The organism is Arthrobacter sp. SAFR-044 (assembly GCF_059414985.1).
On sequence record NZ_JBPFDN010000001.1, the window covers coordinates 119234 to 143413 of the forward strand.

Here is a 24180-nt window from a genome sequence, read left to right on the forward strand (position 1 = left end):
TTCAGAATTCGCTTGATGCGAGCGTCCCTGGCGTGGAAAAGGTCCGGGTACGGATTTACGTGTCGGGAGCCACCGGAGCGCTCAGCAAAGATGAGGCCGCCCCCTACTTTCAAGGATTCTGGCCTCACGTCCAAGAATGCGAAAATGGCGGCCAAGTTGCTTCGGATCTCGCTGAAGGACCTTGCCGGTTTGTCGTCATCGAAGATTTTGGGACCATTGGCCTAACTGGGGACCCCGCGGCGACGCGGGTGCCTGAAGGAGCATCCAATAACTACTATTACTTTCTCCGTGCGGAGGGAATCTCACAAAAGCAGTCAGCCAGTCTTGGCAGGTGGGGAGTCGGCAAGTACGTCTTCCCCAAGTCAAGTGGAGTAAACGCATTCCTTGCCTACACCAAGCGTTTCGACGACGACGGACCTGGGCTGCTGGTGGGGCAGGCAGTGCTGATGAACCACAGCTTGGGCGACAAGGACTACGATCCGGATGGTTGGTGGGCGAAGCCTGGCCCTGGCGTGCAAATGCCGATTACAGATGCAAACGTTGTCGAGGCTGCGACACGGAGATGGAACGTGTCTAGGGGCAACGAGTCTGGCGTAAGCATCGTCATCCCTTATGTTGACGCGAAGCTCACAGCCAAGGATTTTGTGACCTCGGTCATCCGTGCCTATTTCGGTGCCATACTCGCGGACCGGCTTGAAGTTGAGGTGGAAGCACCTGACGACACAGCCTCCATCCTGCTTACTGCTGCGAATGTTCTCCAATTGGCAGAGACCTTCTTTGACGGCGACGAACGCGAAAAGGTTGTCAGTGAGATTCAGCTTATGGCGGCTAGGGCGAGCATCCCGGAAGGGCGCCGGTTTACGGTAAAAAGAGTTGCCGCCCGAGCAGGTGAAGGCTGGTCGGGCGCGACCATCGATGGCGAAACTGCCGCGGTCATGCACAAGGAGCTCGAAGCAGGACATGCCGTGCAGGTGACAGTTCCTGTCGAGCTGCGAATCAAGGGCGCTAACGGAGAAACTCTGGCGGATTCCTACCTACAGGTGCTTTTGCAACAGAACGAATCGTTGAGGCAGAAGCCGCTCTTCATGCGCGGAGGCATCATTGTGTCCGAGGCCTCGCGTTTTCCAATTGCTGGTGTGCGGGCCATCTGCATTGTTGAAGAAAGCGCTCTCACAAAGATGTTAGGTGACGCGGAGAATCCCGCCCACACGACGTGGACGGCGAATGACAAGATCCGTTCACGGTACGTTCGCGGCGGTGATCTGCTGGCCATAGTGAAAACCGCGCCACACAAGATATATGAACTTGTGATGGATTTCGCTGCGGAAGAGCAGCGTATTGTTTTTGCTGATATTTTCGCCGTGCCCTTGGCAGACGCCGGACGCAAAAAGAAAAAGACCGTGGCATCTGGAGGTAGGAAGCCAGGTGGCAGGCAGGGGCCTGGTGGCCCCAGAACCCAACCGCTAACACATGTGGAACGCGAAGAACAGGGAGGGTTCTCAATCGTCCCGACTGCGATCGCCGCGGCTGGAGGCCTGAAACGAGTCGAGGTCGCGCTGGGTTACGAAACTAGACGTGGCGACGCATTGGCCAAATGGAGGAAGGAAGACTTTGATTTGGCCACATTCACTCCCACAATCGTAGGTGGGAAAATTGAGAAGCAGCTTGGGAATTTGCTGACAGCAGTCGTTGAAGATCCCGTGGAATTCAAACTTACAGTCTTGGGGTTCGATATGAATAGGGATCTTAACATCAGGGCAAGGGGGCTCTCCAAGTAATGACGACACTGAATTTTACTGGCAGGCGTGAGCTGGACAGGTCTCGGATTCAGCTGCGAGTCCGTCAGGATGAAGGCAAAGTCCTCCTCGACGTCATATCGCTAGGACTCGAAGGCCTAGACCTCCCGGGGGCAGCTGAAGTTACTGTCGAGGCTTATCGGCAAACAACGAAAGAACGCATACGTTGCGGTACCGTTGACCTCATCCAGCCTCGACAAGACGTGCTTCTCGAATCCTTTGATCTAGTGGATAACATCCAACTAAGGGTCCGAATAGTTGGAACCGAGGGAGATACTCGGGGCAAGATTCTCGCCGTTGCTGATCGTCTTCGCGGCGCAACGGAGGACGACCAAGACTCCGCCCCTCTTTTGAAATTGCAGCGCATGGAACTCGGCAATCTTGTGTGGAAATTCGACATAGACAACGGCCCGATCCTGTATGTCAACAAACGCCTGACGGACCACGACTCAGTGGTTAACTCGCTCCACTTCAAGGCATTGGTGCTCCCTGAATTTGTCCGCCGAGTTGCAATTTGGGTCGCTAGGAATATAGATGACTCTGACGATCCCAACTCCACCCTGAGCCATTGGATCAGCTACTTCGACAGCATCGGAGTGGACCTTAGCGCCCTGGATGAATTCGAGGTAGATGACCAGAGCTACAACGACATGGTAGAAACTTGGGCGGCCGAATGCGCATCAACATTTGCAACCTTGGTTGCGTCCTTGGACATGCTGAATGCGGCCGTTCCCGGTGAGGACGACTTTCATGAGTGAGATCCGCCGGTTTACCGAAGCTGGACTTATCGAAGTACGGGAGTTCCTGAACCAGCTGCGTCAAGGAGCGGAGCCAGACATCGAGGAGCTGCTTTTGAGCGAAGCATACAGCGTCCAGATGGTGGCAGACATCGACTACGCGGTAACGGCGTTCGAGGATCGACAGGAAGCAGCGGAGTACTTCCAAACACTTCTCGATCCGCTGACTGCCAGTTACCCGGACCTGGAATTGGATGCAGGATTGTGGACGTGGCTGTCCATCAAATGGCTAAGCTTCCTTGCTCCCGTTGACCCCTCCACAGGCGAACGTGTTGTGCGCCAAACAGAACGCTATGTGCTTACTCCCCATAGTTACCAGACCTATTATCGGCACTATCTATCGGGCCCGTACCGGATCTTGAAGGCGCACCGGGACGATGTTTCGCGGGTGCGGGCTGTTCTTGCAACGCCTGTAACGAGTCCGGGCGAGGTTGTCGAGCAGATTGCGTCCAAGCAAGACATCATCAGTAACCCATCGCTGATGGCAGCCGTCACCGCCCTATATGTTGATCCGGTCACCAACCGTTTGAAGCGGGGGTCAGGCGGCAGCGGCGGAGGCTCTCCCCGCCGGTTGTCAGAAGTCTTGTACCAGTTCGACCAGACATGGGACACCTCGGCTATGGATCCGATCGAAATACTCGCCCTACTGCCTACAGAATTCGATCGGTTTAAGCCAGGCGCTAGCTAGGAATCTGGCTGCTTATCTACATTTGCTGGAGGAGCCGCACCGGCAGGAGCTGCTGGCCTCTGCTGCGCCGGTGCCGCGGGCGCTGGGGGAGATGCTGGGCTACTACTTCCGGTTCTACGAGGGCATCTATGGCCGACCCTGCTCGGCGATGCACGATCCCCTGGCGGCGGCGCTCGCCGTCGATGCTGTTACGCCGGCGCTTGCACCCGTGGTGCGTGCCGCCGTCGACACCTCCGACGGGTCGGGCCGCGGGCAGACTGTGTGCGAAATGCGCGGGCTGTACGCGGGCTACCCGGAGGTGAAGGGGGCGCGGTGCCGCGTGGTCCTCTCGCTGGAGGGAGACTTCGCCCCGCACCTGGTCGACACGCTGCTGGACCACTTCGAAGGCACGACGGCGGCACTCGCAGAGGCAGCTTCGGCCGCCTGAGGCTTGTGGCGCGGGCATGGCGGGACCATGGCCTCTACCCTCCCGGACTCCGCTTCGCGAGACTGGCGGCAGGACCACGGGAAGCAGGGAGGTGGCGGGCGGTGGATCGCTGGGACTTGGGAATCGCCGGACTGGGACTGCTCGCGGCCATGTCATTGGCCTTCGGCCTGGTGGCCCGTTTAATCGTGGGCAGGGGGATGTCACGCTGGCTGTGGCTCTATGCGGCGGCCGGGTACTTCGTGGCGGGCATTCTGGTCAGTGAAGTCTGGTTTGGCTGGGCGACGGGGGAGGAGCTCCAGCCGAATATCGATGGCCTGTCCTTCGACGAGGTGCAGCTGGTAACCCTCGCCGGCCTCATCGCAGCCGTGGCTGCCAGGATCGTGCTGCGGAAGAGGGCACGCGCCAAGGGCGTTCGGCAGGCCGCACCACCGGGCGCCGCACACTGAACCAGCAGCAGCAAACAAGGAGCTTGCGGCGTGCCGGGCCTATAGGCTCTGGGACCCGGAGTGCAGCCGCTGCCCCTCGGGCCGTCCCTCGGCGGATGCCCAGTGCCGGCGCAGCGCCTCCGCCAGCCGTCCGGGTTCCGTCCGGTGCGGCGGGTCGAAGTGGTGGCGCCCGGGGAAGACCTCCAGGTGGAAGTCGGGAAAGAAGACCCGCGCCAGCCGGGCCGCCACCTCGCCAAAATCATCCGGATGGCTGAGGCCGCCGAGGGCGAAGAACACCGGCTTGCTGAAGGCGGCAAGCTTCGACCTGTCCAGGTCGTAGTCCTTGAAGGTCTGCATGAAGGCCCTGATCCCGGCCGGCCGCTTGGCCATCCACGGCGGTGGGGGACCCGCCTCCGGCGGCGGCAGGACGACGTCGGGCCTGACCTGCAGCCTCATGAACGCCGGCATGTACTGCTCCGGCGGGAGGGCGTCCAGCTCCCCGAACTTCTTCCAATGCTCCGCGTAGGCGGGGCTCCAATCCCAGTTCCCTGCCCACGCCGGCTCCAGCAAGGCCAGGCTCTGCAGCCGGTCCGGGTGCTTGGCAGCCAACGCCAAGGCCGCCGCGCCGCCGCCGGAATAGCCCAGGAGATGGAAGGTCTCCCAGCCCAGGGCGTCGGCTTCCCTGAGGACTCCGTCCACCTCGGTGTCCAGGCTCCACCCCGGGGGCACGTTATCGCCCTTGTACAGTTCCAGCTCCTTGGCAACGGCATGCACGCCCGGGCCCAGCGCCTCAATCAGGCGCCCATAGGCAAGCTCCGCGGGGAGCACTGAACCAGGAAGCAGGATGACCCGAATCGGTTCCATGCAAGAACCATACGCCGGTGCGGGCGGGGAAGCTGCTGGCCGTTCGAAGGCACGACGGCGGCGCTCGCCTCAGCAGGTTCCGCCGCCTGATGCCAGGCAACGCTGGCCGGGGACGTGCTGGCGCACGGCGGGGTGAACGCGTGTAAGGCGGTGGGGAGACGTCCCAGTTGATTGTTGAGCGTGGCAAGCAAGGTGGTGCCGCCGTCGTCCTTTATCTCCAGGGGCGCGGAGGCGTCGTCTTGCCGAAGTCGATATGGCTCACTCTTTTGCCGGTGCTGTAGGTTGGCCCACCCCCTAAAGTGCCTACTGGCGGCGGTTGGCCAGCTGGACGAAGGTCCAGGCGAACTTGAAGATCACAGAGGCGACGGCGAACTGGACCAGGGCCGACGCGCGAGGAAGAGCCCCGGCCGGTGGCCAGGGCTCTTCCTATGATCGGAAAGAGGAAAGACAGCTACGTGTGCTGTGGCTCGATCCTTATCGCTCGCGCGTACTAGTTGTTGACGATGCGAACTGGACCGGTGGCGGCGTCGCAGACGGTTACCGCGTTGCCGGTGGCATCCACTGCTTCGCCGAGAACGGCGATCGAGCCAATGTCGGCGACATCGCAGAGATTTGCTGCGACACTGGCGGCGACATTTACGTCAACAGCATCCTCGACGGTGATATCGCCGACAGTGACGTTCACGAGGCCATCATTCAATGTGTTGTTGTTTGCTGCCTGGGAAGGTCCGGCAACGGCGCCCATCAGGAACAGGCTTCCAGCGGCTGCGACGGTGGCTTTCTTCAGAACTGACATAGTTTCGCTCCCTTGATATCGGCCCTTGTACCCCTATCCGGCAGCCCATTGTTAACTCTTGGGCTGCTGAAGGCCGCGCTGATGCATGGCGCAGGGGATCGGGCGTCTCTGTGGTTGCTTCTTTTGGCATCCGCCGCTTCGGCGGGGGAAGGCGGTTCAACCGGCTAGGCGCCCAAATGTCGCTTTGGTTGCGATGGGCTTAGGCCTTGGGAAGGCCCGGGTCAAACATCTGTGTTGCGCTTCCATTAACCACGCTAAAGCTAAGTATGCTTAGCAGTCAAGGGGAGCGCAGCCCCTTTTCCAAACGAAAAGCGACCAGCGACGCGGCCGCCCCGGCTGCCGCGGCCGCCGCGGCGAGGGTCCAGCCAACGGCCGGCGGAAACTGGGAGAACACCACCCCGAACAGCAACGGCCCCAGCGTCCCGCCGATGTACGTTCCGCTCTGCGTGATCCCCGTCGCCTGGACCGTAAACCGATGCGCCGTACGCGAAACCACGTAGTGGGCCAGGCCGTTCCACCCCCAGCCCAGCCCGAACGCCACCACGGCCCCGGCCGCATACGCAACCGTGGACCCGGACGCCATGCCCAGCAACCCCAGGCTCCCGGCCCCCATCATCAGCGCCACCGTGGCCATCGAACCGCCGATCCCACGGTCCGCCGCGATCCCCACCAGCGGGCGGGCCAGGATCCCGGCCACACTCGCCGCGCCCAGCAGCAGGCCCGCGCCGACGGCATCGAACCCCGCCTGCACAGCCATGGTGACAGTAAACGCCCCCACCACATTGGCCTGCCCGGCCCCCAGCGCGCTGGCCACCGCCGTCGCGAACAGGAACTGCTTCAGCCGCCGGGGGAGCGGCTCCCTGCCAGCCCTGCCGGAGCGGCGGGCGACAGGGGCGCCGCGCGGGAGGGTGCGCAGGAGCACCGGCACCAGAGCCGCCGCCAGCAGCGCCGCCAGCGCAAACGTCCAGGCCCACCCCACGGTGAGCGCGAACACCGGAACCGACAGTCCGGCGGTGAGCGTCGCCGTCGGAATGGCCGCCTGCTTGAGGCCGAACGAAAAGGCGCGGTTGCGCACCGCCACCTGGTCCACGATCAGGCCGTTGGACAGCGGATGGATCAGCGCGTTCGCCGCGCCGGCGACACCCAACCAGACGATCAGCCACGCCCAGTGCGGCGTGACAAACGCGATCCCGCCCAGCGCCACAAACCCCAGCCCGACGGCGAGCGGCACCCCGCGGCGGAGTCCCAGCCCGCCCGCCACAAACCCCGCCGGGGCGGACAGCAGTGCCGACACCGCCCAGAACGCGGCCACCGCGGCACCCAGCGCGGACGGCGTCATGCCCAGGTCCTGCTCGAGCTGGACCGCCAGCCCGCCCACCAGGAAGACCGGCAGCACCGCCACCACAGTGGTCAACGCAGCGATGGCCGTGGCCCGGTGCCCCGGCCGGCGCACAGGGTTCCGGACAGGTTCGACGGCGGCCCGACTCACCGGGCGGAGCGGCCCGGCGAGATGCCAGCCGCGTCGTCCTGGACGACGTCGTCACCCGCCAACATCGACCGGCCGCCGGCCCGCACCTGGGCCAGCAGGCCGCCGGCGGTGAGCACGGCACGTTCGGCAGGCGAGAAATCGAGGCCCAGCACCAGCCCCGTGTCACCGTCCACCCGGGCGGTGACGGAACCGGCGCCACTGGCCACTGCGTCGGCAAGCCCCTCGATCACCCACCGCTGCCCGGTTGAACTGTGTACCCCGGTAGAGCTCGGCTGCCCGGTCGAGCTGTCCGAATCGGCAGGCAGGACCAGCGGCACAATCCCGGCCGCGATCAGGTTGCGGCGGTGGATCCGGGCATAGCTGCGGGCGGCGACCACCCGGACGCCCAGGTGCAGCGGGATCAACGCGGCATGCTCCCGCGACGAGCCCTGCCCGTAGTTCTCCCCGCCCACGATGATCCCGCCGCCCCATTTGAGCGCACGGTCGTGGAAGCCGGGGTCCAGGCGGCGGAACATGAACCGGGCGCAGACGGCGATGTTGGACCACACCGACATGGCAATCGCGCCGTCCGGGGCCATGTCACCGGTGGAGATGTCATCCCCGACGGCGGTCAGCACCCGGGCGTCCAGGTCAGCCGGCAGCGGGGTGGGCTGCGGCGGCGGGACCAGGTTGCTGCCCCGCTCAATCTCGATAGCGCGGCGCGTCTCCAGCGGCAGGACGCCGGCGATGTGCAGGTCGTGGACTTCCGGATGCGGAGCAGTGGCAGGGCGAAGCACGCCGCGGCTGACCGTGGAGGCGTCCACGATGGCGCCTTCCAGCGCGCTGGCGGCGGCGGTCGACGGCGAACACAGGTACACAGCGTCCTCCGCCGTGCCGCTGCGGCCGGGGAAGTTGCGGTTGAAGGTGCGCAGCGACGGCGCACCCTCCGTGGGTGCCTGGCCGATGCCCACGCAGGGGCCGCACACCGGCTCGAGCATCCGAGCCCCGGCCTGCATCAAGTCCTCATAAACCCCGGAGGCGATGATGGTCTGCAGGATCTGCCGTGATCCGGGTGTCACCGTGAGCTGGACGGAGGGATGGACAGTGTGTCCCTTAAGGATGGCCGCCACGGTGGCCAGGTCCTCGTAGGAGCTGTTCACGGAGGAACCGACGCAGACCTGCACCACCTCGGTGCGCGGCAGCTCGGACACCGGACGAACGTTGCCCGGGGAATGCGGAAGCGCCACCAGCGGAACCAGGGCCGAGAGATCAAGCCGCTCGTCGTCGTCGTACGTGGCTCCCGCGTCCGCCGCCAGGGGGACGAACTGGTCCCCGCGGCGCTGGGCCCGCAGCCAGGCGCGGGTCTGCTCATCGGAGGGGAAGATGGCCGTGGCGGCACCGGTTTCGATGATCATGTTGCAGATGGTGGCGCGCGCGGAGACGGACAGCGACGCCACGCCCTCGCCGTAGAACTCGAACACCTTCCCGCGGCCGCCGCGCACGCCGTGGCGGCGCAGCAGCTCCAGCACCACGTCCTTGGCTTCGGCATTGGATCCCAGCGTGCCCGTCAGTTCAACGCCCACGACGGCGGGGCACACAAAGTCGAAGCCGTAGCCGGCCATCGCCACGGCCACCTCCAGCCCGCCGGCGCCGAGCGCGAACATGCCCAGGGCACCCGCCGTCGAGGTGTGGGAATCCGCGCCCACCAGCACCTGGCCCGGTTGGGAGAAATGCTCCAGGTGGATGTAGTGGGATATGCCGTGCCCGGCGGGGGAGTAGCGCAGCCCGTGGCGGGCGGAGAAGGTGCGCAGGTAGTGGTGGTCCTGCATGTTCTTGTCGTCGATCTGCAGGACGTTGTGGTCCACATACATGACCGCCAGCGGCACCGCGATGGAATCCACGCCGAGCATCTCGAACTGCATGGCCGTCATGGTTCCGGTGGCGTCCTCGATGAGGATCTGGTCCACGGCGATGGTGATGTCGGCGCCGGGGGTCAACTCGCCGGCGGCGAGGTGGCTGGCCAGGATCTTGTGAGTCAGTGTCTCGGGCATTGCGCGTGGTCTCCTCAATGCGCTGTAACGGACGCAGGCACGCCATCCCGTGCGGATGGCGTGCCTGGCAGTTTGGGGCTACTTTACGAAGTCGTTGGTGTAGGTGTCCCCAAGCTTGATGTCCTTGTCCCCGACCTCCGGGTTGGCCACCCGCTGGGTTTTCAGGACGGCCTCGACGCCGTCCTGGGTAAAGGATCCGTCCTTGCTCAGCGTTTTCTTCAGGTCCTCAATGACCTTGGCGTAGAGCTCTTTGTCCCCGCCGGCGAACTTCTCCGGCATTTCGGCGGCGATCTCTTGGCCGGAATGGCTGTTGATGAACTCCAGCGTGCGCTTGATCGCCTTGGCGAGCTTGCCCGCGGTGTCCTTGTTCTGGTCCAGCCAGTCGGTCTTGGCGTAGAGGGAGGCGGACGGCCATGCGTCGGTGTCGAAGACTTCCTTCAGACCTTCCTCGGTCCGGACGTCCTCCAGGATGACCGGGGCGTGGCCGATCCGCTTGGCGAGCACCGAGATGTCCGGCTCAAGCATCACCGCGGCGTCCACCTGGTTCTGCTCCATGGCCGCCACTGCAGAGGATCCGGCGCCGATGGCCGATACTGCGGCATCGGTCTGCTGCATGCCGTTCTTCGCCAGGAGGAACTTGATGAACATGTCAGTGGACGACCCCGGTGAGGTCACGCCGACGTTCTTGCCCTTGAGGTCCGCGATGGACTTGATCTGGCCCTCGTTCTTGGGCGCCACCAGGAGGGCGAGCCCCGATGACCGGCCCATGTCCACGAACGCCTTGATGGGCTGGTTCTTGGCCTGCATCTGGATGGTGTGTTCGTAGTAGCCGCTGGTGACCTGCGTGCTGCCGCCAATCATGGCCGTCAGCGCCTTGGAGCCGCCCTGCAGGTCCTGCAGTTCGACGTTCACGCCCTCCTCCTCGTAGTAGCCCAGTTCCTGGGCCAGCGTGGTGGGAAGGTAGGTCAGCAGTGTCTGGCCGCCGACGCCGATAATCACCTTGGAGCCGTCCCCGCCGCCGGCGGCACCGGTGCCGCCCTGGCCGGGCGGTGCCGACGCGGGCGCGCCGCAGGCGGAGAGGGCGAGGGTGAGGGAGGCGAGGACGGTCAGCGGGCGGAAGAGGCCCCGGCGCCGGTGCCGGGTTTCGTTCGAAGTCATGGGGATTCCCTTTCAGGCGGTGATGTGTTGGGTTACGAGGAGCGGACCGGGCGCCACCTGAGGAGGTGCCGTTCGAGGCGGTTGACGAGGAGGTCGATGATGAGGACCACGAACATCAGGATGAACATGCCGGCGAAGACCCCCTTGGTATCGAAGACACCCTGGGCCTGGGCGATGGCGTAGCCCACGCCGGCGGACGCCCCGAGGTATTCACCCACCACCGCGCCGGTGATGGCGAAACCCACGCTGATGTGCAGGCTGGAGAAGATCCAGGTCAGGGCGCTGGGGATGAAGACGTGGCGGAGCAGCTGCTTCTCGTTGGCTCCGAGCATTTTGGCGTTGTCCACGAGGACCCGGTCCACGCTTTTGACGCCTTCGAGGGTGTTGAAGAAGACGATGAAGAACACCAGGGTGAAGCCGAAGGCCACCTTGGACCAGATGCCCAGGCCGAACCACAGCAGGAAGATCGGTGCCAGCACCACGCGGGGAAGGGCGTTGAACATCTGCAGGAACGGGTCCAGGAGCCGCTCCAGGAAACGGACCCTGGCCAGCAGGAAGCCCAGGACCAGGCCGGCCGCCGCGCCCGTGAGGAAGGCGAGGATCGATTCCTGCAGGGTGATCCACAGGTGCGGGAAGACGAAGCCGCTGGAGATCCACAGCCATACCGTCATCAGGATGTCGGAGGGGAGGGGGAAGAAGAACGGGTCGATGACGCCGACGCGTCCCAGCAGCTCCCATGCGCCAAGGACGACGGCGGCGAGGGCCAACTGCCCCATCCGGATGGAGACGTTCGAGGCTTCGGGCCGCTTGCGCTTGGGCCGCTGGGCCACCGCCGGATCCCGGTCCTTCCGGAGGGGAAAGCGTTGTGTGTTCTTGGAAGCTGGTGCCACTGTCATGCTGCGTCGCTCTCTTCCTCTTCCCGAGCTGATTCATAGGTTTTGGATACCTCGACCTTGAGGCGACCCCAGATTTCCCTGTGGAGCTCGACGAACTTGGGATCGTCCCGGATGTCCAGGAGGTCGCGGGGGCGGGGGATGTCGATCTCGTAGCTGCCGACGACGGTGCTGCCCGGGCCGGCACCGAGGATGACCACCTCGTCGGACAGGGCAATGGCCTCGTCCAGGTCGTGGGTAATGAAGACGACGGCCTTGTCCGACTCCTGCCAGAGCTGGAGGAGTTCGTTCTCCATGATCTGCCGGGTTTGGACGTCCAGCGCGGAGAACGGCTCGTCCATCAGCAGGATGTCCGGATTCACGATCCAGGCCTGGGCGACGGCGGTGCGCTTGCGCATGCCGCCGGAGAGCTGGTGCGGGTAGCGGTCAGCGAAGTTCTTCAACCCCACCTTCTCCAGCCAGCGGCGTGACTCGTCGTAGGCCTCGGCCTTGGAAACCCCGGCCATGGTGAGCCCGAGGCTGACGTTGTCGATCACCGACTTCCAGGGCAGCAGGGCGTCCTGCTGGAACATGTAGGAGGCGCGGCGGTTCACCCCGTCGACGGGTTCGCCGAAGCTGTGGACGGTTCCTTCGGACGGATTCAGGAGTCCGGCTGCCATGTTGAGGATGGTGGACTTGCCCGATCCCGTCGGCCCGACGATGGAGACAAAGCGCCCGGGCTCCACTTTGAGGTCGATGTCCCGCACAGCGAAGTACGAGCCACCGCCGGGCGTTGCAAACTCCTTGGTGCATCCGTTGAGCTCGACCGCGTAATTCGAAGACTTAGGCTGAAAGGGGTGCGTCATTGCTGTTCTCCCGCTAACCACATTGTGAGTCGTTGGTCATATAGTGGGCACAAGGCTAACAGTAACGTCTGTCACACTACAAGGGGCGGCCATTAGGGGCCCTCCCGTAATGCGAGAAGAAGGAATCCGGAATCCCTCCATGAGCGCAACTGAAAATGCCGCCCCGCTGCTGGTGCTGAAGAAGATCACGGCCATCCTGGACGCCTTCTCGCTGGCGCGGCCTGAGATGAGCCTCGCCGAAATCCGGGCCGAGACGGGGTTGCCGCACTCCACGGTGCAGCGGCTTGTCACCAACCTGGTGCACGAGGGGTTGCTGGACCGGCGCGGTGACCACTTCCGGATCGGCCTGCGGATGACACATTGGGCGGCCCCGGCCCGGCAGGGCCTCGACTTCCTCGAACTGCTCACGCCCGTCATCCGGCGGCTGCGCGATGAACTGGGAGAAACGGTCTGCATCTTCCGGGAGTCCCGGGGCAGCAGGGTCTGCATCGCGGTGGCGGAGACCCGGCGGGTCCTTCGCCGCGCGGTGGAGGTGGGCGACATTATGCCGCTCCACGCCGGCTCCGCGGGCCGGGTACTGCTCGCCTGGAATACCGACCTGGCGGAGAAGGTCTACGGCTCGGGCCTGCAGTCCATGACGGACCGCACCATCACCGACGCGGCAAACCTCGATGCCGCGGTGGCAAAGACCCGCGCGGACGGTTTCGCCATCACTACCGGAGAGCGGGTATCCGGGGCCAGTGGCCTGTCCGCTCCGATCTTCGGACCCCAGGCTGAGCTCTACGGTGCCCTGACTGTCATGGGACCCACCATGCGGATGCCCTATGACGTGTGCGCTTCCTGGATCGAGCCTGTCATCGCCGCAGCCGCCGAAGGCACCCGGCTGATCGGGGGAAGCCTTCCCTCCGAAGAAGTGCCCATATCGTGATTTTCTGTTCACAATATGACGAGGTGCGTGCATACTGGTTCGTGTAGGACGGTGCTCGACCGACCCTCCGGCGTGTACGGCGCCCACGGGTCCGCATCAGGAACCAGGAGTTGAGATTTGATGAAGGTTTTCGAAACCGGCACAGCTGAACGGAATAAGGGCGCCGCCGACGGGGACCGCCCCGGGGCCGTTGCCGACCCGTCGTCGGCCCCTGCAGGCGCGACCCAGACTGCCGGACCCCTCTCCGGGGTACGCGTCCTCGAACTTGGATCCCTGATCGCAGGGCCGTTCGCAGGACGGCAGATGGCGGACTTCGGAGCCGAAGTCATCAAGGTCGAATCCCCGAACCGGCCGGACCCCATGCGCGAGTGGGGCCGGGCACGGGTCAACGACCACACCTTGTGGTGGTCAGTGCAGTCCCGTGGCAAGAAGTGCGTCACCTTGGACCTCAAGGCCCCCCGCGGCCGGGAGCTTTTTTTGGAGCTCTGCAAGGAAACCGACGTCATCCTGGAGAACTTCCGCCCGGGCACCATGGAAAAGCTTGGCCTCGGCCCGGAAGAGCTGTGGAAGGTCAACCCCGGCCTCATCATCGCCCGGGTCTCCGGCTACGGACAGACCGGCCCGGAAGCGTCAAAGCCCGGCTATGCCTCCGTCGCGGAGGCACGGAGCGGGCTGCGGCACCTCAACGGCTACCCCGACCAGCCGCCGCCCCGGACCGGCATTTCCCTGGGGGACAGCCTCGGCTCGCTGTATGCCCTGCAGGGGATCCTGCTGGCGCTGTACTGGCGGGATGCTCGCGGGGGCACCGGCCAGGTGGTCGATGTCTCGCTCGTCGAGGCGTGTTTTTCGCTGCTGGAGAGCGCCGTGCCTGACTACGCCGCTACCGGTATTGTCCCGGGACCCAGCGGTTCGGGACTGAAGGGGATCGCGCCGTCGAACATCTTCCAGTCCAGCGACGGCAAGTGGGTTGTCATCGCGGCCAACCAGGACTCCGTCTTCGTGCGCCTGGCCACCGCGATGGGCATGCCCGGCCTGGCGACTGACCCGAAATACCGCGACCATGCGCAGCGGGGCCACAACCAGGAGGAACTCGAAGGCCTCATCGCCGACTGGGCGGGGCAGTACACCGCCGGGGAGTTGGTCAGCCTGCTCGACGGACACGGTGTTCCAAACAGCACCGTGAGCACTGTGGAAGACATCTTCGAGGACCCGCAGCTCAAGGCCCGGGACATGCTCGTGGAAGTGCCGGACGACGAGTTGGGAGCCGTGGTCCAGCCCGGAATCGTCCCCAAACTCACGCGCTCCGCTGGCCGGATCAGCTGGAACGGGCCCCTGGTGCACGGCTCCCACAACGCCGATGTGTACCAGGGCCTCCTGAACCTCACCGATGAAGACGTGCAGAAAGCGCACAGCGAAGGAGCAATCTGATGGCGTTTGCCCAGGACACCAGGCCGGTCTCGATCGTGGACGTCAGCCCGCGCGACGGCCTGCAGAACGAGAAGACCCCCGTCAGCACCGGGGACAAGGTCCGGCTGATCGAAGAGCTGATCAGGATGGGTGCCAAGCGGATCGAGGCCGTCAGCTTCGTGAATCCCAAGGCAGTTCCCCAGATGGCCGATGCCGACGCGGTGATGGCGGCCGTCCCGCGCACCGACGCCGTCAGTTACATCGGACTGGTGCTCAACACCAGGGGCGCCCACCGCGCTGTCGACGCCGGGGTGGACGAGATGAACTATGTGCTCCCGGTGACCGATGCATTCGCTACGGCCAACCAGAACACCACGGTTGCCGCGGCGCTCGCGGCCTTGGAGGAGGTGTCGGCGATCGCTGCTTCGGCCTCCATCCCGCTCAGCGTCACCGCCGCCGTCGCTTTCGGCTGCCCCTACCAGGGCGACGTCCCGCTCGAACAGACCCTCGACGTCGTCCGCGATGCAATGGGCCGCGCGAACCTGGCGGAGGTGGCGTTGGCGGATACGATCGGCTGCGCGGTGCCGTGGCAGGTGGGCGAGGCTTTCGCCAGGTTGCGCGGAGAGACCGGCCTGCAGTTGAGGGCCCACCTTCACGAGACCCGGCACACCGCGCTGGCCAATACCTATGCGGCGATGGCAGCGGGTGTCGATGTGTTCGACAGCAGCGTCGGGGGCCTCGGCGGCTGCCCCTTTGCTCCGGGGGCGGCGGGAAACAGCTCCACGGAGGACCTTGCGTGGATGCTCGGGCGGGCCGGATTCGATACCGGCATCGACGTGCAGCAGGCAACGGAACTGGGCCGCTGGATCTGCGGCAAGGTCGGCACCGCCCCGCGGTCCGGGCTGGCAGGGGCAGGGGCGTTTCCCGCGGCAGCGTAGCGCGGAGTCCGGCCTCCATGGGGATCATCGGGCACAGGGTGCAATGTCGGCGCGTTCGTCGGACAAACGGTGTCAGGCCCCGAGCAAGTCCGCCAATTCAGTGATGCTGGACGCTACGAGATCCCAGTCGCCTTCAGGGGCCAGGTCCGCCACTTGGCCGGGGCCGTGTTCAGTGGGGCGGGCCACGAACGCTGTGGCCAGCCCGGCCGCCCGGGCAGCCTGCAAATCGCTGTTGTGGGCCGCCGCGAGCATCACCTCTCCGGGCTCGAGGTCCAGGAATTCAGCCGTCCGGAGATACGCCTGGGGCAACGGCTTGTAGGTGCACGTCATGTCCGAACCGATGATCACATCCCACGGCAGCCCGGCGTTCCTGGCCATGTCGAGCAAGAGTGCGGTGTTGCCATTGGAAAGCGGGCCCACGATGTAGTGGCGGCGGATGGTTGCCAGCCCCTCCACGCTGTCCGGCCACGGCGGCAACCGGTGCCAGGATTTGTTCAGCTCCTGCAGGCTCTCCCCGGGCAGCCGGTCCGGATTGATGCCGTAGTGGCGGAGCGCCTGGTCAAGGTTTTCACGGTGGAGCGTATCCAGCTTCGTGAAGCTGCGCCGTCCGGAGCGGATGGCGTTCATGGCCGGCTGGTAGAGGGCCCGCCAGTGGTCAGCGAAGGCCTCCGCGTCGAGCGTGTGCCCGTGCGCCGTGGTGAAAGCTGCCACCTCCCGTGCAACGCCGCTCCGCCAGTCCACCACCGTACCGAAAGTGTCGAAAAGGATGGCGCGCACGGGCCGCCCGGTTGATGGTGATCGGTAGGGCTGGAACGCCATGGCTGTCTCCTTCCTCGCTGCCTGATGGTTAGTCTGGCAGCATGCGAACTGATTTCAGTCCCTCAGCGACGTCCGCCCGTGATTTCTACCGGCTGCTCACCGCCGTGGTGGTTCCCCGGCCCATCGCCTGGGTTTCGAGCGTTTCCCCGGAGGGCGTTGACAACGTGGCTCCGCATTCCTTCTTCACCGTAGCTTCAACCTATCCACCCATCGTGCAGTTCACCTCGGTGGGCGAGAAGGATTCGCTCCGCAACATCACCACGTCCGGGGAATTCGTGGTCAACCTGGCCCCGGCTGCACTCCTCGAAGAGGTCAACGCCACCGGCACCAACTTCCCGCCTGAGATCAGCGAGTTCGACGCCGCCGGCCTGACCCGGGAGCCGGGGCTCACCGTGGCCGCGCCCCGCGTCAAGGAATCGCCGGCGGTGTTGGAATGCCGCCTCCAGTCCATGCTGCCGATGGGGGACTCCACGTTGGTTTTCGGCGAAGTGACCCATGCCGCCGTGAGCGAAGCCGTCCTCGATGGCAGCCACCCGCGCATCGATCTCCTGGAGCCGCTGGCTCGGCTGGGCCTGGACGAGTGGGGCACACTCGGCGAAATCCAGGACCTCGGCCGGATCCGGCTGAAGGACTGGCCGGGCCATTTCCGGCCCAAGGACTAGGGCCACCCGGCCAGCGTTGCCCGGGGAATTCCCTCCGGACGGCATAGCCATGTTTGAGGAAAAGTTCGGTGACAAGGCACCCGAGCAGAGCGCGGACCGCACCCAGCAGGCGCTCCAAGGAATCCCGGTAACGCTCGCCGGGATCAGGCAGATCGCCGAGTCCATCGCTGCGCATCAGGACGGGCGATCCTAGGACTGGAACTGCTGCATCACGGACAGGTGGCCGGCCCGGGCGGACACCAGGCATTTGGCCAGGTAGAAGGGCTGGTTGCCGTGCCGGATGTACTGGGTGAGCACGAGGACCGGGTCCGTCGGACGCAGGTCCAGCAGCTTGGCGCGGCTGGGGCCCACCTGGCTGAGGCTGATCTGGCACTCGCCCGGGCCGGCCAGTCGGCCCAGCTGGTTGTTGAGCGTGGCAAGCAAGGTGGCGCCGCCGTCGTCCTTTATCTCCAGGGGTGCAGCGGCGCCCTTGGAGATACTGACCGGCTGGGCCGTGACGTTTTCCTGCAGCTGGGCGATGGCCTCGCCGTCGCGGATGAGGACGGATTCCCAAAGCCAGCAGTCAGTGCCGGGCTCGACGCCGATGCCGGGGGCGACGAATTCTGAAGCCGCCTGCCGCACCACCTGGGTGCGTTTGACCTCGAGCGTCTGGCCGGGGCCAGCGAGGACTTCCTCAAACGGGCGGATGCATTCGATGCCGATGCGGGGGAGGGTGTCCGAGACGAAACGTCCGACGCCGCACCGCGCCCTGATCAGCCCGTCCTCCTCGAGGAGCATGAGGGCTTCGCGGACCACGGTACGGCTGACTTTCATGTCGGCGCCGAGTTCGGTTTCGGTTGGGATCATGGAGCCGGGGGTGAGGAGGCTGTTGCGGATGGCCTCGGCGATGCGCGAGTACACGGCGACGCGCAGGGGTGAGCCGGGCTGGGCGGCCACCGGCTGGGACAGGAACCGGGCGGCGTCCTGGTGCACATTTGCCTCGCTCTTCGGTGGATTGGTCCGGGAGTTCCAGCGTAGAACAAGTAGCACTTGTTTGTTGGACAAGCGGCAAGGGTTGCTGCCGCCGTCGTTCCTCTTCCCTCGTACTGGAGCGCCGCTGTAGGGTCATCGCGTGATTGTGCCCGATATTTCCCAGGACGCCGTGGCGGTGGCGGATCACTATGACGAGCTTGATCCCATTTATCGCCGGGTATGGGGAGACCATGTCCACCACGGGCTCTGGGCCACAGATCGGGAGACTCCCAGCGCTGCGGTCGAGGCGCTGGTCGACACCGTCGGGGACCGGCTGGGTCTCATGCCCGGCCAGGAGTGCGTGGACATCGGCTGCGGCTACGGCTCCACGGCAGGGCGGCTCGCCGTAACACACGGGGTTCGCGTCACAGGGTTCACGCTTTCCGTTGAGCAGGCAGGCTATGCCGCTGCACATTCGGTACCCGGCGTGGACATCCAGGTCCAGGACTGGCTCGCCAACACCCTGCCCGATGCCTCGGCGGATGCGGCATGGTCAATTGAGTCGAGCGAGCACATGGTGGACAAGCCCAGGTTCTTCGCCGAGGCGCATCGCGTGCTGGCGCCCGGCGGCCACTTCGTCATCTGCGCGTGGCTCGCTGAGACCGGTGCCAGCCCTTGGAAGGTCCGCCACCTGCTCGAGCCAATCTGCCGCGAAGGGCGCCTGCCCTCGATGGGCACGCGCCAGGAGTATGAGGCGATGGCGACGGCAGCCGGCTTTACGGTCACCGGCTATGAGGATGTCAGCCGCCGGGTGGCCCGCACCTGGCGGATCTGCGCCCGGAGGCTCATCAAGGCCATGCTCGTCGATCCGGAGACCCGCAGCCTCGCCCTTGGCGCACGCAACCGCGGCGCCATTCTGAGCATTCCCCGCCTGATCCTGGCCTACCGCACCGGTGCCATGCGCTATGGGATCTTCACGCTGTCGAAGGCAGAGTAGGACAGAGGCGTGAAGCCGTCGTCAAGCCAGCAGAATCCAGGCTGACTGGACCTAGGGGCGCACAGGAGTGGCCGCCTCGTTTCCGAGGACTGTTGTCCACGGGCTGGCGGTCCACGAGGTCACTACGCCGTTGAGGACGTAGGGGTCGGCCGCTGCGAAAGCTTTGGCGGCCTCGAGCGGGTTCTCGCCGGTGAAGATCAGCAACCCTTTGAAGGGCCCGTGGCCAATTGCCCCGCCGAGCAGGAGTTCGCCGCGTTCGACCGCCTCCCACCCCGCCCGGAGGTGGTCTGCGCGGTATTGTCCGCGGGACTCGAGGTAGTTGTCCGAGTAGGTGTATTCGAGCACGGCGTGCATGGAAGTCTCCATTCCGGTTAGGGTTTCAATCGTTGTAGCAGCAGCGTACCCAGCCATCAGCTGGCCGGTGCGACTGTCTTGAGTCCTGCTTGAATTGCTGCCCTCACAAGCTCTTTGTCGAAGGCGACCATAGTTTGGGTTTCAAGTCGGATGGCAGCAGCGAGGTGGATCGCATCGGCGCTGCGCAACCCACCTGGGAGTGCGGCCGCGTACAAGAGGTCTGAACGCGTCAGGTCCACCAGGTTGATTGCGTCCAGCACAGAGTTGACCAACTCCGGCGGCAGGCCACGGCGGTTGGCGGCACAGTGCAGTTCCGTATGAAGGAGCATCGAAGCAACAAGCCGGTCACCCCGCTGTTGGGCCAAAGAGAGGAAGTCCGCGGTGGGACCGGACTCCGGTTCCTCTACCACCAGCTTCAAGGCAGCCGAGGTGTCCACGTAAATGATCACCGGTCACCACGAAGGTCATTGATCATCTCTGCTGTGCCGGCATCAGAAGTCACGCGCTGCAGGAGCCGGAAGTCGACCGGGCCTTCCGATGCCTGCCGCACGCTGCCCGATAGGAGTAGACGTTCGAAGGGGGAGGCAGCAGGCGGGATGAGCGTGGCGGCAACTTCACCGTTGTTCGTCACATCAATCGTCTCGCCGTTCTTGACCCGCTCCAGGATCTTGCTGCTCTGGTTGCGCAGCTCGCGGTGGGGAATGGTTGTCATGGCGCACCTCCGTAGCAATTGTAGCAATCCAGTTCCAATGGGGCTACGAAGTCTTGCAACCGTTTGGTCCCGGCAATGGAGGAGGAAAACGCCTCAGCTGATTACCGCCGCCACCTCAACCTGTACTCCCGCGTCCCGGAACTTCTGCACCTGGGCGGGATCGGCGCCGTCGTCCGTCACCAGTGTCCAGGGCAGCGCCAGCCGGGCCCATGCATGGAAGGGCCGGAGTCCTAGCTTGGACGAGTCCGCCAAAACGTAAACCGCACGGCCGCGCCGGGCCATGAGCTCCTTGAGCCGGGTCTGGGCGTGGTCGGCCTCGCAGATGCCGTCCTCGGCGGTGACGGCGTCAGCGCCCAGGAACACCCGGTCAAAGCTCATCCGCTCCAGCGCCGCCTCGGCCAGCGGCCCCACGAAACTCTGGGAAACGCCCCGGAGCCGGCCGCCCAGGCAGTCCACCTCGATGCCCTCGGAATCGGCCAGCTCCTGCAAGGTGTTGATGCCCGGCGTCGTCACGGACAACGGAGCGAATCCGCGCAGTTGGTGCGCCAGGGCACCTGCGGTGGAGCCGGCGTCGAGCAGGATGTTCTCCCCGGGCTGGATCACCGCCGCCGCCCAGCGGGCGATCGCATGCTTCTGCTCGAACGCTTCACCCGTGCGCTGCCGCAGCGACGCCTCCGGGTGCGCTCCCACGGCCATCGCCCCTCCGTAGGTGCGCGCCAGCCGGCCTTGGGAATTCAGCAAAGCCAGGTCCCGACGGATGGTGGACGCCGTCACCTCGAACCGGGCCGAGAGTTCCTCCACGGAGGCCAGGCCGGTGGTCACGGCAAGGTGGTAGATCTCCTCGCGCCGCGCGTTTGCGCTGAGCATTCCCGGTCTCCTTCCCGTGGGCATGGCGGTGGCAGTGCTACCCATGCTAGTTCCGGCCCCCTGTATAAACGGCAACGGCCGGCCAGCAGTGCTGACCGGCCGCATCAAAGAGGGCTCCAGTTACGCAGCTTCCTCGCGTGACGGGGCCAGGTCCACCGCCTGCCGCAGCGCCTCGAGCAGCGATTCGTGGTCCGCGATGTTCTTGCCCGCGATGTCGAACGCGGTGCCGTGGTCCACAGACGTCCGCACCACAGGCAGGCCAACGGTGATGTTCACGCCGTTCTCCAGGCCCAGGACCTTGACGGGGCCGTGGCCCTGGTCGTGGTACTGGGCCACCACCAGGTCGAAGTCGCCGCGGCCGGCGAGGAAGAACAAGGTGTCCGCCGGGAGCGGGCCGAAGGCGTTGATGCCGTCAGCCTGGGCCTTCTCGATGCCGGGCTGGATCTTCTCCGCCTCCTCGCCGTACCCGAACAGGCCGTTCTCGCCGGCGTGCGGGTTGATGGCGCAGACGGCGATCCGAGGGTTTTCGATCCCGGAAGTGCGCAGCAGCTCGTAGCCGCGCTTGATGGTCCGGTAGACCAGGTCACCGTTGATCTTGGCGATCGCGTCGATGAGGCCGATGTGCGTGGTCACGTGGATGACGCGCATCTTCGGGGCGGTCAGCATCATGGACACTTCCTCGGTGCCCGTCAGCTCGGCGAGGAGTTCGGTGTGGCCGGGGAACTTGTGGCCCGCGGCGTGCAGGGCTGCCTTGTTCAGCGGCCCGGTGCAGATGGCATCCACCTGGCGGTCCATCGCCAGCTCAACGGCCTTCTCGATGAAGAGGTACGAGCCGTGGCCGGCAGCGGCAGACAGTTCGCCCCAGGCGAGGTCCTCGGGGATGCAGTCAATGTCCAGCACGTCGATGGTGCCCTCTTCGAACAGTGCCTCCGAGGGTGCCGCCACCTTTCGCAGGGTCAGCGGGCTGGAAACGATGTCCGCCGCCAGCTGCAGCCTGCGAAGATCGCCGATCACAAGCATCCGGGCCTTAGACCGGAGCTCGCCGTCGGCCAGGGCCTTGACAATGATTTCCGGACCGATGCCGGCGGCATCGCCCATGGTGATCGCAACAATCGGGCGTCCCATTATTTGCTACTCATTTCAGTCGTTGTGCCAGTGAGAAATTGTGTGGTCCGGGCCAGGGTGCCCGCGTCCCCGAACGCGCCGGCCTTGGTGACCAGCAGGGGGAGGGGTACGGGCAGCAGGCTCATGACGACGCCGGGTTCAACCTCGCCGAGGACCGTGAAGCTCCCCACGCCCAGGGCTTTCAGGACGGCCGTTGCGGTCTCCCCGCCGGTCATGACCAGCGCATCGCAGTGGCCGACGCCCGCAGCGGTGGCGCGGGCCAGGGCCTCTGCCACGACAAGCGCCTGCGACTTGTCCACGGCACCCATCGGGTCCGGCGTCAGCACCACATTGGCCCGGGCCATCGCCTCGGCAACCTTGCGCGGAACCTCAGCGCAGTCCAGGCTGGCGTGGTCCAGCGTGATGTGTTCCGCGCCGGCCGCAACCAGCGCCTCGCTCTGCTGCCGGGCGAGGCCCGAGTAGCTGCCGATCACGGTCAGCGTCCGGCTGATCTGCCGCGCCTGGGCGTCACGGGCCTGCTGCGTTTCAGGGTCCCCGGCGATGTGCCCGGCCAGTCCGCCCGAGCCCACCAGGAGCGTCGGGAAATCCAGCAGTTCCGCTGCGGCCGCGATGTCCTGCAGGTCTTGGTCGGTCCCGGCGTCGAGTACGACGGCGGCAGTCCCGCGTTCCTGCACGTCGCGCAGGTGCGCCGCCAGTTCCTCCGGCGAGCGTTCCGTCAGCCCGCTCACCGCTTCCGCGGTCAGGCCGCCGTCGGCAAGTGCGCGGGCGACGTCACCACCGAAGGCGCCCCCACTGTGTTGGACGCCGTTGACGTGCACGATGCCGCCGTGGGTGGTCCTGCCCGTTCGCGGAAACGCGGGCGCCACGATGGCGAGTGCCGGACCACTGCCCTGCGCAATCTGCGCAAGGCTTGCTGCAACTTCCACGCCCACGTTGCCCCGGAGCAGCGAGTCGATCTTCTTGAAGACCCGGCGGTGCTGCCCCAGCGCACGCTGGGTGGCGGAGCTGACAGCCGAGGCTGCCTCCGCCGCCGGAAGGTAGCGGCTCTCGGTGTTGATCGACAGGATCTGGGCCTCCGGCCAGGCACATCCAAGGTCCAGGATCACTGAACTGGTGTGGGTTGGGCCGTAGGCTGCGGCTGCGTCGGCGGCACCGGTGAGGTCATCGGCGATGATCGCCCAGCGCGTGGTGGCTTGGGTGTTCATACTGCTGGGGACACCTCGGGGGTTTCCACGGGCTGCTTGGCTTTCAGGCGCTTAGCGTACCAAGCCACCATGAGCGGGCAGCCGATGGCGGTGACCACCACGGATGCTGCAACCAGGACGGTGGCGGGTCCGGCTGCGGGAGCGTAGGCAGGGTTCGCCGCGGCCACCAGCATGGGAACGGTGGCGGCGTTGCCCGCGGTGGTGGCTGCTGCCAGGCCTGCGATGCCGGAGCCTCCTGTGAGCTTGTCTGCGAAGAACAGGACCGCTCCGCCGGCGATCAGCACGAACAGGCCCAGCGCGACGCCCAACAATCCGGCGTTGAGGACCTGTCCCAGGTTCAGGCCGAAGCCGAGGGCGAGGGCGAAAAACGGGATCAGGACGGGGGCCGCGGAGGAGAGGAACTTCCGCATGGCCGGGTCCAGGGCGCCCAGGATGGCTCCGAGGAGCAAGGGGATGATGGCGCCCACGAGCGCCTGCCACGGGAAGGCGGACAGGCCGGCGACGCCGAGTGTCACCATGGTCAGGAAGGGACCGGATTCCAGCGTCATGACCGAGTAGGCGGCCACGTCCTTGGGCTTGCCGTACTGGCCCATGAGGGCCATGTACATTCCGCCGTTGGTGTCATTCAGGGCCGCCAGGATGGCCAGTACGGACAGGCCGGACAGTATGCCGCCGTCGATGGGAAGTTCACCCAGGAACCTGCCGGCCACGACGCCGATGATGATGGCAAACAGGACCTTGCTGCCGAACAGGACACCGCCCTTTTTCAGGATGTACGGCGTGGCCTTAATGTCGATGCTGGCGCCCATGCACACGTAGAACACGGCCAGGATGGTGGTGCCGCCGGTGAAGAGCGCACCGGTGAAGGACCCGAAGAACTTGGCGGAATCGGGAGCGAAGGTGCCCAGGATGGCGCCGATGAGCAGGGGGATCAGCATCATGCCGCCAGGAACTTTTTCCATGGTGGCCTTGATTGGGACAGACATGAAGCAACCTCATTGTTGTTG

The 24180-nt window shown here is 65.4% G+C and carries 26 protein-coding genes and 1 pseudogene; 11 read left to right on the top strand and 16 right to left on the bottom strand.

Features of this window, described 5'->3' with window-relative positions; genetic code table 11:
- Nucleotides 1–248: 248 nt before the first annotated feature.
- The 5 genes and pseudogenes from ACR65J_RS00485 to ACR65J_RS00505 all read left to right on the top strand — a co-directional run bounded on the left by ACR65J_RS00485 (nt 249) and on the right by ACR65J_RS00505 (nt 4154).
- On the top strand, nt 249–1778 hold the full coding sequence (locus ACR65J_RS00485; protein WP_440165101.1) for a hypothetical protein: 1530 nt from the start codon (nt 249–251) through the stop codon (nt 1776–1778).
- Nucleotides 1778–2554 carry a hypothetical protein gene (locus ACR65J_RS00490; protein ID WP_440165103.1) on the top strand — a complete coding sequence of 259 codons (777 nt, stop codon included), beginning with the start codon at nt 1778–1780 and terminating at the stop codon, nt 2552–2554. Before ACR65J_RS00485 ends, ACR65J_RS00490 begins: the two co-directional genes overlap by 1 nt.
- Nucleotides 2547–3281, top strand: coding sequence for a hypothetical protein (locus tag ACR65J_RS00495; RefSeq protein WP_440165105.1), 735 nt, complete (start codon nt 2547–2549; stop codon nt 3279–3281). The genes ACR65J_RS00490 and ACR65J_RS00495 overlap by 8 nt, the downstream gene beginning before the upstream one ends.
- Before the next feature lie 19 nt (nt 3282–3300).
- A pseudogene (locus ACR65J_RS00500) lies at nt 3301–3708 on the top strand (nucleoside hydrolase); the annotation flags it as partial.
- 101 nt (nt 3709–3809) lie between these two features.
- Nucleotides 3810–4154 (top strand): hypothetical protein, encoded by a 345-nt coding sequence (locus tag ACR65J_RS00505; RefSeq protein ID WP_440165107.1) that lies wholly within the window; start codon nt 3810–3812, stop codon nt 4152–4154.
- A 39-nt stretch (nt 4155–4193) separates the two neighbouring features.
- Here ACR65J_RS00505 and ACR65J_RS00510 read toward each other — a convergent pair whose 3' ends face one another.
- From ACR65J_RS00510 to ACR65J_RS00540, 7 genes are all read right to left on the bottom strand, one after another.
- Nucleotides 4194–4997 (bottom strand): alpha/beta fold hydrolase, encoded by an 804-nt coding sequence (locus ACR65J_RS00510; RefSeq protein WP_440165109.1) that lies wholly within the window; start codon nt 4995–4997, stop codon nt 4194–4196.
- A 490-nt stretch (nt 4998–5487) separates the two neighbouring features.
- The gene (locus tag ACR65J_RS00515; RefSeq protein WP_440165111.1) at nt 5488–5793 is read right to left on the bottom strand and encodes a hypothetical protein; all 306 of its coding nucleotides are present in this window, start codon (nt 5791–5793) and stop codon (nt 5488–5490) included.
- Between the two features lie 277 nt (nt 5794–6070).
- Nucleotides 6071–7282 (bottom strand): MFS transporter, encoded by a 1212-nt coding sequence (locus ACR65J_RS00520; protein ID WP_440165113.1) that lies wholly within the window; start codon nt 7280–7282, stop codon nt 6071–6073.
- On the bottom strand, nt 7279–9312 hold the full coding sequence (locus tag ACR65J_RS00525) for an aconitate hydratase (protein WP_440165115.1): 2034 nt from the start codon (nt 9310–9312) through the stop codon (nt 7279–7281). The genes ACR65J_RS00520 and ACR65J_RS00525 overlap by 4 nt, the downstream gene beginning before the upstream one ends.
- A 78-nt stretch (nt 9313–9390) precedes the next feature.
- The gene (locus ACR65J_RS00530) at nt 9391–10470 is read right to left on the bottom strand and encodes an ABC transporter substrate-binding protein (RefSeq protein ID WP_440165117.1); all 1080 of its coding nucleotides are present in this window, start codon (nt 10468–10470) and stop codon (nt 9391–9393) included.
- A 32-nt stretch (nt 10471–10502) separates the two neighbouring features.
- The gene (locus ACR65J_RS00535) at nt 10503–11366 is read right to left on the bottom strand and encodes an ABC transporter permease (RefSeq protein ID WP_440165119.1); all 864 of its coding nucleotides are present in this window, start codon (nt 11364–11366) and stop codon (nt 10503–10505) included.
- Nucleotides 11363–12208 carry an ABC transporter ATP-binding protein gene (locus ACR65J_RS00540; RefSeq protein ID WP_440165121.1) on the bottom strand — a complete coding sequence of 282 codons (846 nt, stop codon included), beginning with the start codon at nt 12206–12208 and terminating at the stop codon, nt 11363–11365. The genes ACR65J_RS00535 and ACR65J_RS00540 overlap by 4 nt, the downstream gene beginning before the upstream one ends.
- A 139-nt stretch (nt 12209–12347) precedes the next feature.
- Here ACR65J_RS00540 and ACR65J_RS00545 point away from each other — a divergent pair, with 139 nt between their 5' ends.
- The 3 genes from ACR65J_RS00545 to ACR65J_RS00555 all read left to right on the top strand — a co-directional run bounded on the left by ACR65J_RS00545 (nt 12348) and on the right by ACR65J_RS00555 (nt 15481).
- Nucleotides 12348–13136 carry an IclR family transcriptional regulator gene (locus ACR65J_RS00545; protein ID WP_440165123.1) on the top strand — a complete coding sequence of 263 codons (789 nt, stop codon included), beginning with the start codon at nt 12348–12350 and terminating at the stop codon, nt 13134–13136.
- Nucleotides 13137–13256: 120 nt separating this feature from the next.
- Nucleotides 13257–14564: a CaiB/BaiF CoA transferase family protein gene (locus ACR65J_RS00550; RefSeq protein WP_440165124.1), complete on the top strand. Its 1308-nt coding sequence runs from the start codon at nt 13257–13259 to the stop codon at nt 14562–14564.
- Nucleotides 14564–15481 (top strand): hydroxymethylglutaryl-CoA lyase, encoded by a 918-nt coding sequence (locus ACR65J_RS00555; protein WP_440165126.1) that lies wholly within the window; start codon nt 14564–14566, stop codon nt 15479–15481. The genes ACR65J_RS00550 and ACR65J_RS00555 overlap by 1 nt, the downstream gene beginning before the upstream one ends.
- A gap of 72 nt (nt 15482–15553) precedes the next feature.
- On the opposite strand, the gene ACR65J_RS00560 is transcribed toward ACR65J_RS00555, so the two are convergent.
- Nucleotides 15554–16300 carry a haloacid dehalogenase type II gene (locus ACR65J_RS00560; protein ID WP_440165128.1) on the bottom strand — a complete coding sequence of 249 codons (747 nt, stop codon included), beginning with the start codon at nt 16298–16300 and terminating at the stop codon, nt 15554–15556.
- A 41-nt stretch (nt 16301–16341) separates the two neighbouring features.
- Here ACR65J_RS00560 and ACR65J_RS00565 point away from each other — a divergent pair, with 41 nt between their 5' ends.
- Nucleotides 16342–16962 (top strand): flavin reductase family protein, encoded by a 621-nt coding sequence (locus ACR65J_RS00565; protein WP_440165130.1) that lies wholly within the window; start codon nt 16342–16344, stop codon nt 16960–16962.
- 49 nt (nt 16963–17011) lie between these two features.
- Entirely contained in the window at nt 17012–17155 is a 144-nt protein-coding gene (locus tag ACR65J_RS00570; protein ID WP_440165132.1) for a hypothetical protein, read from the top strand.
- On the opposite strand, the gene ACR65J_RS00575 is transcribed toward ACR65J_RS00570, so the two are convergent.
- A complete protein-coding gene (locus ACR65J_RS00575; RefSeq protein ID WP_440165827.1) occupies nt 17152–17934 on the bottom strand; it encodes a GntR family transcriptional regulator in 783 nt (260 codons plus the stop codon). The genes ACR65J_RS00570 and ACR65J_RS00575 overlap by 4 nt on opposite strands.
- Before the next feature lie 139 nt (nt 17935–18073).
- On the opposite strand from ACR65J_RS00575, the gene ACR65J_RS00580 reads away from it, so the two are divergent.
- Entirely contained in the window at nt 18074–18910 is an 837-nt protein-coding gene (locus tag ACR65J_RS00580; RefSeq protein ID WP_440165134.1) for a class I SAM-dependent methyltransferase, read from the top strand.
- 51 nt (nt 18911–18961) lie between these two features.
- Here ACR65J_RS00580 and ACR65J_RS00585 read toward each other — a convergent pair whose 3' ends face one another.
- The 7 genes from ACR65J_RS00585 to ACR65J_RS00615 all read right to left on the bottom strand — a co-directional run bounded on the left by ACR65J_RS00585 (nt 18962) and on the right by ACR65J_RS00615 (nt 24159).
- Nucleotides 18962–19264: a YciI-like protein gene (locus ACR65J_RS00585; protein ID WP_440165829.1), complete on the bottom strand. Its 303-nt coding sequence runs from the start codon at nt 19262–19264 to the stop codon at nt 18962–18964.
- Between the two features lie 56 nt (nt 19265–19320).
- Nucleotides 19321–19713, bottom strand: a complete 393-nt coding sequence (locus tag ACR65J_RS00590; protein ID WP_440165136.1) for a type II toxin-antitoxin system VapC family toxin — start codon at nt 19711–19713, stop codon at nt 19321–19323.
- Nucleotides 19710–19976, bottom strand: a complete 267-nt coding sequence (locus tag ACR65J_RS00595) for a type II toxin-antitoxin system Phd/YefM family antitoxin (protein WP_440165138.1) — start codon at nt 19974–19976, stop codon at nt 19710–19712. The genes ACR65J_RS00590 and ACR65J_RS00595 overlap by 4 nt, the downstream gene beginning before the upstream one ends.
- 93 nt (nt 19977–20069) lie before the next feature.
- Nucleotides 20070–20843, bottom strand: coding sequence for a DeoR/GlpR family DNA-binding transcription regulator (locus ACR65J_RS00600; RefSeq protein ID WP_440165140.1), 774 nt, complete (start codon nt 20841–20843; stop codon nt 20070–20072).
- Between the two features lie 120 nt (nt 20844–20963).
- On the bottom strand, nt 20964–21968 hold the full coding sequence (gene pdxA, locus ACR65J_RS00605) for a 4-hydroxythreonine-4-phosphate dehydrogenase PdxA (RefSeq protein WP_440165142.1): 1005 nt from the start codon (nt 21966–21968) through the stop codon (nt 20964–20966).
- Complete coding sequence (locus ACR65J_RS00610) at nt 21968–23173, bottom strand: four-carbon acid sugar kinase family protein (protein WP_440165144.1); 1206 nt, start codon at nt 23171–23173, stop codon at nt 21968–21970. Before ACR65J_RS00610 ends, pdxA begins: the two co-directional genes overlap by 1 nt.
- On the bottom strand, nt 23170–24159 hold the full coding sequence (locus ACR65J_RS00615; RefSeq protein WP_440165146.1) for a 2-keto-3-deoxygluconate permease: 990 nt from the start codon (nt 24157–24159) through the stop codon (nt 23170–23172). Before ACR65J_RS00615 ends, ACR65J_RS00610 begins: the two co-directional genes overlap by 4 nt.
- Nucleotides 24160–24180: the final 21 nt, after the last annotated feature.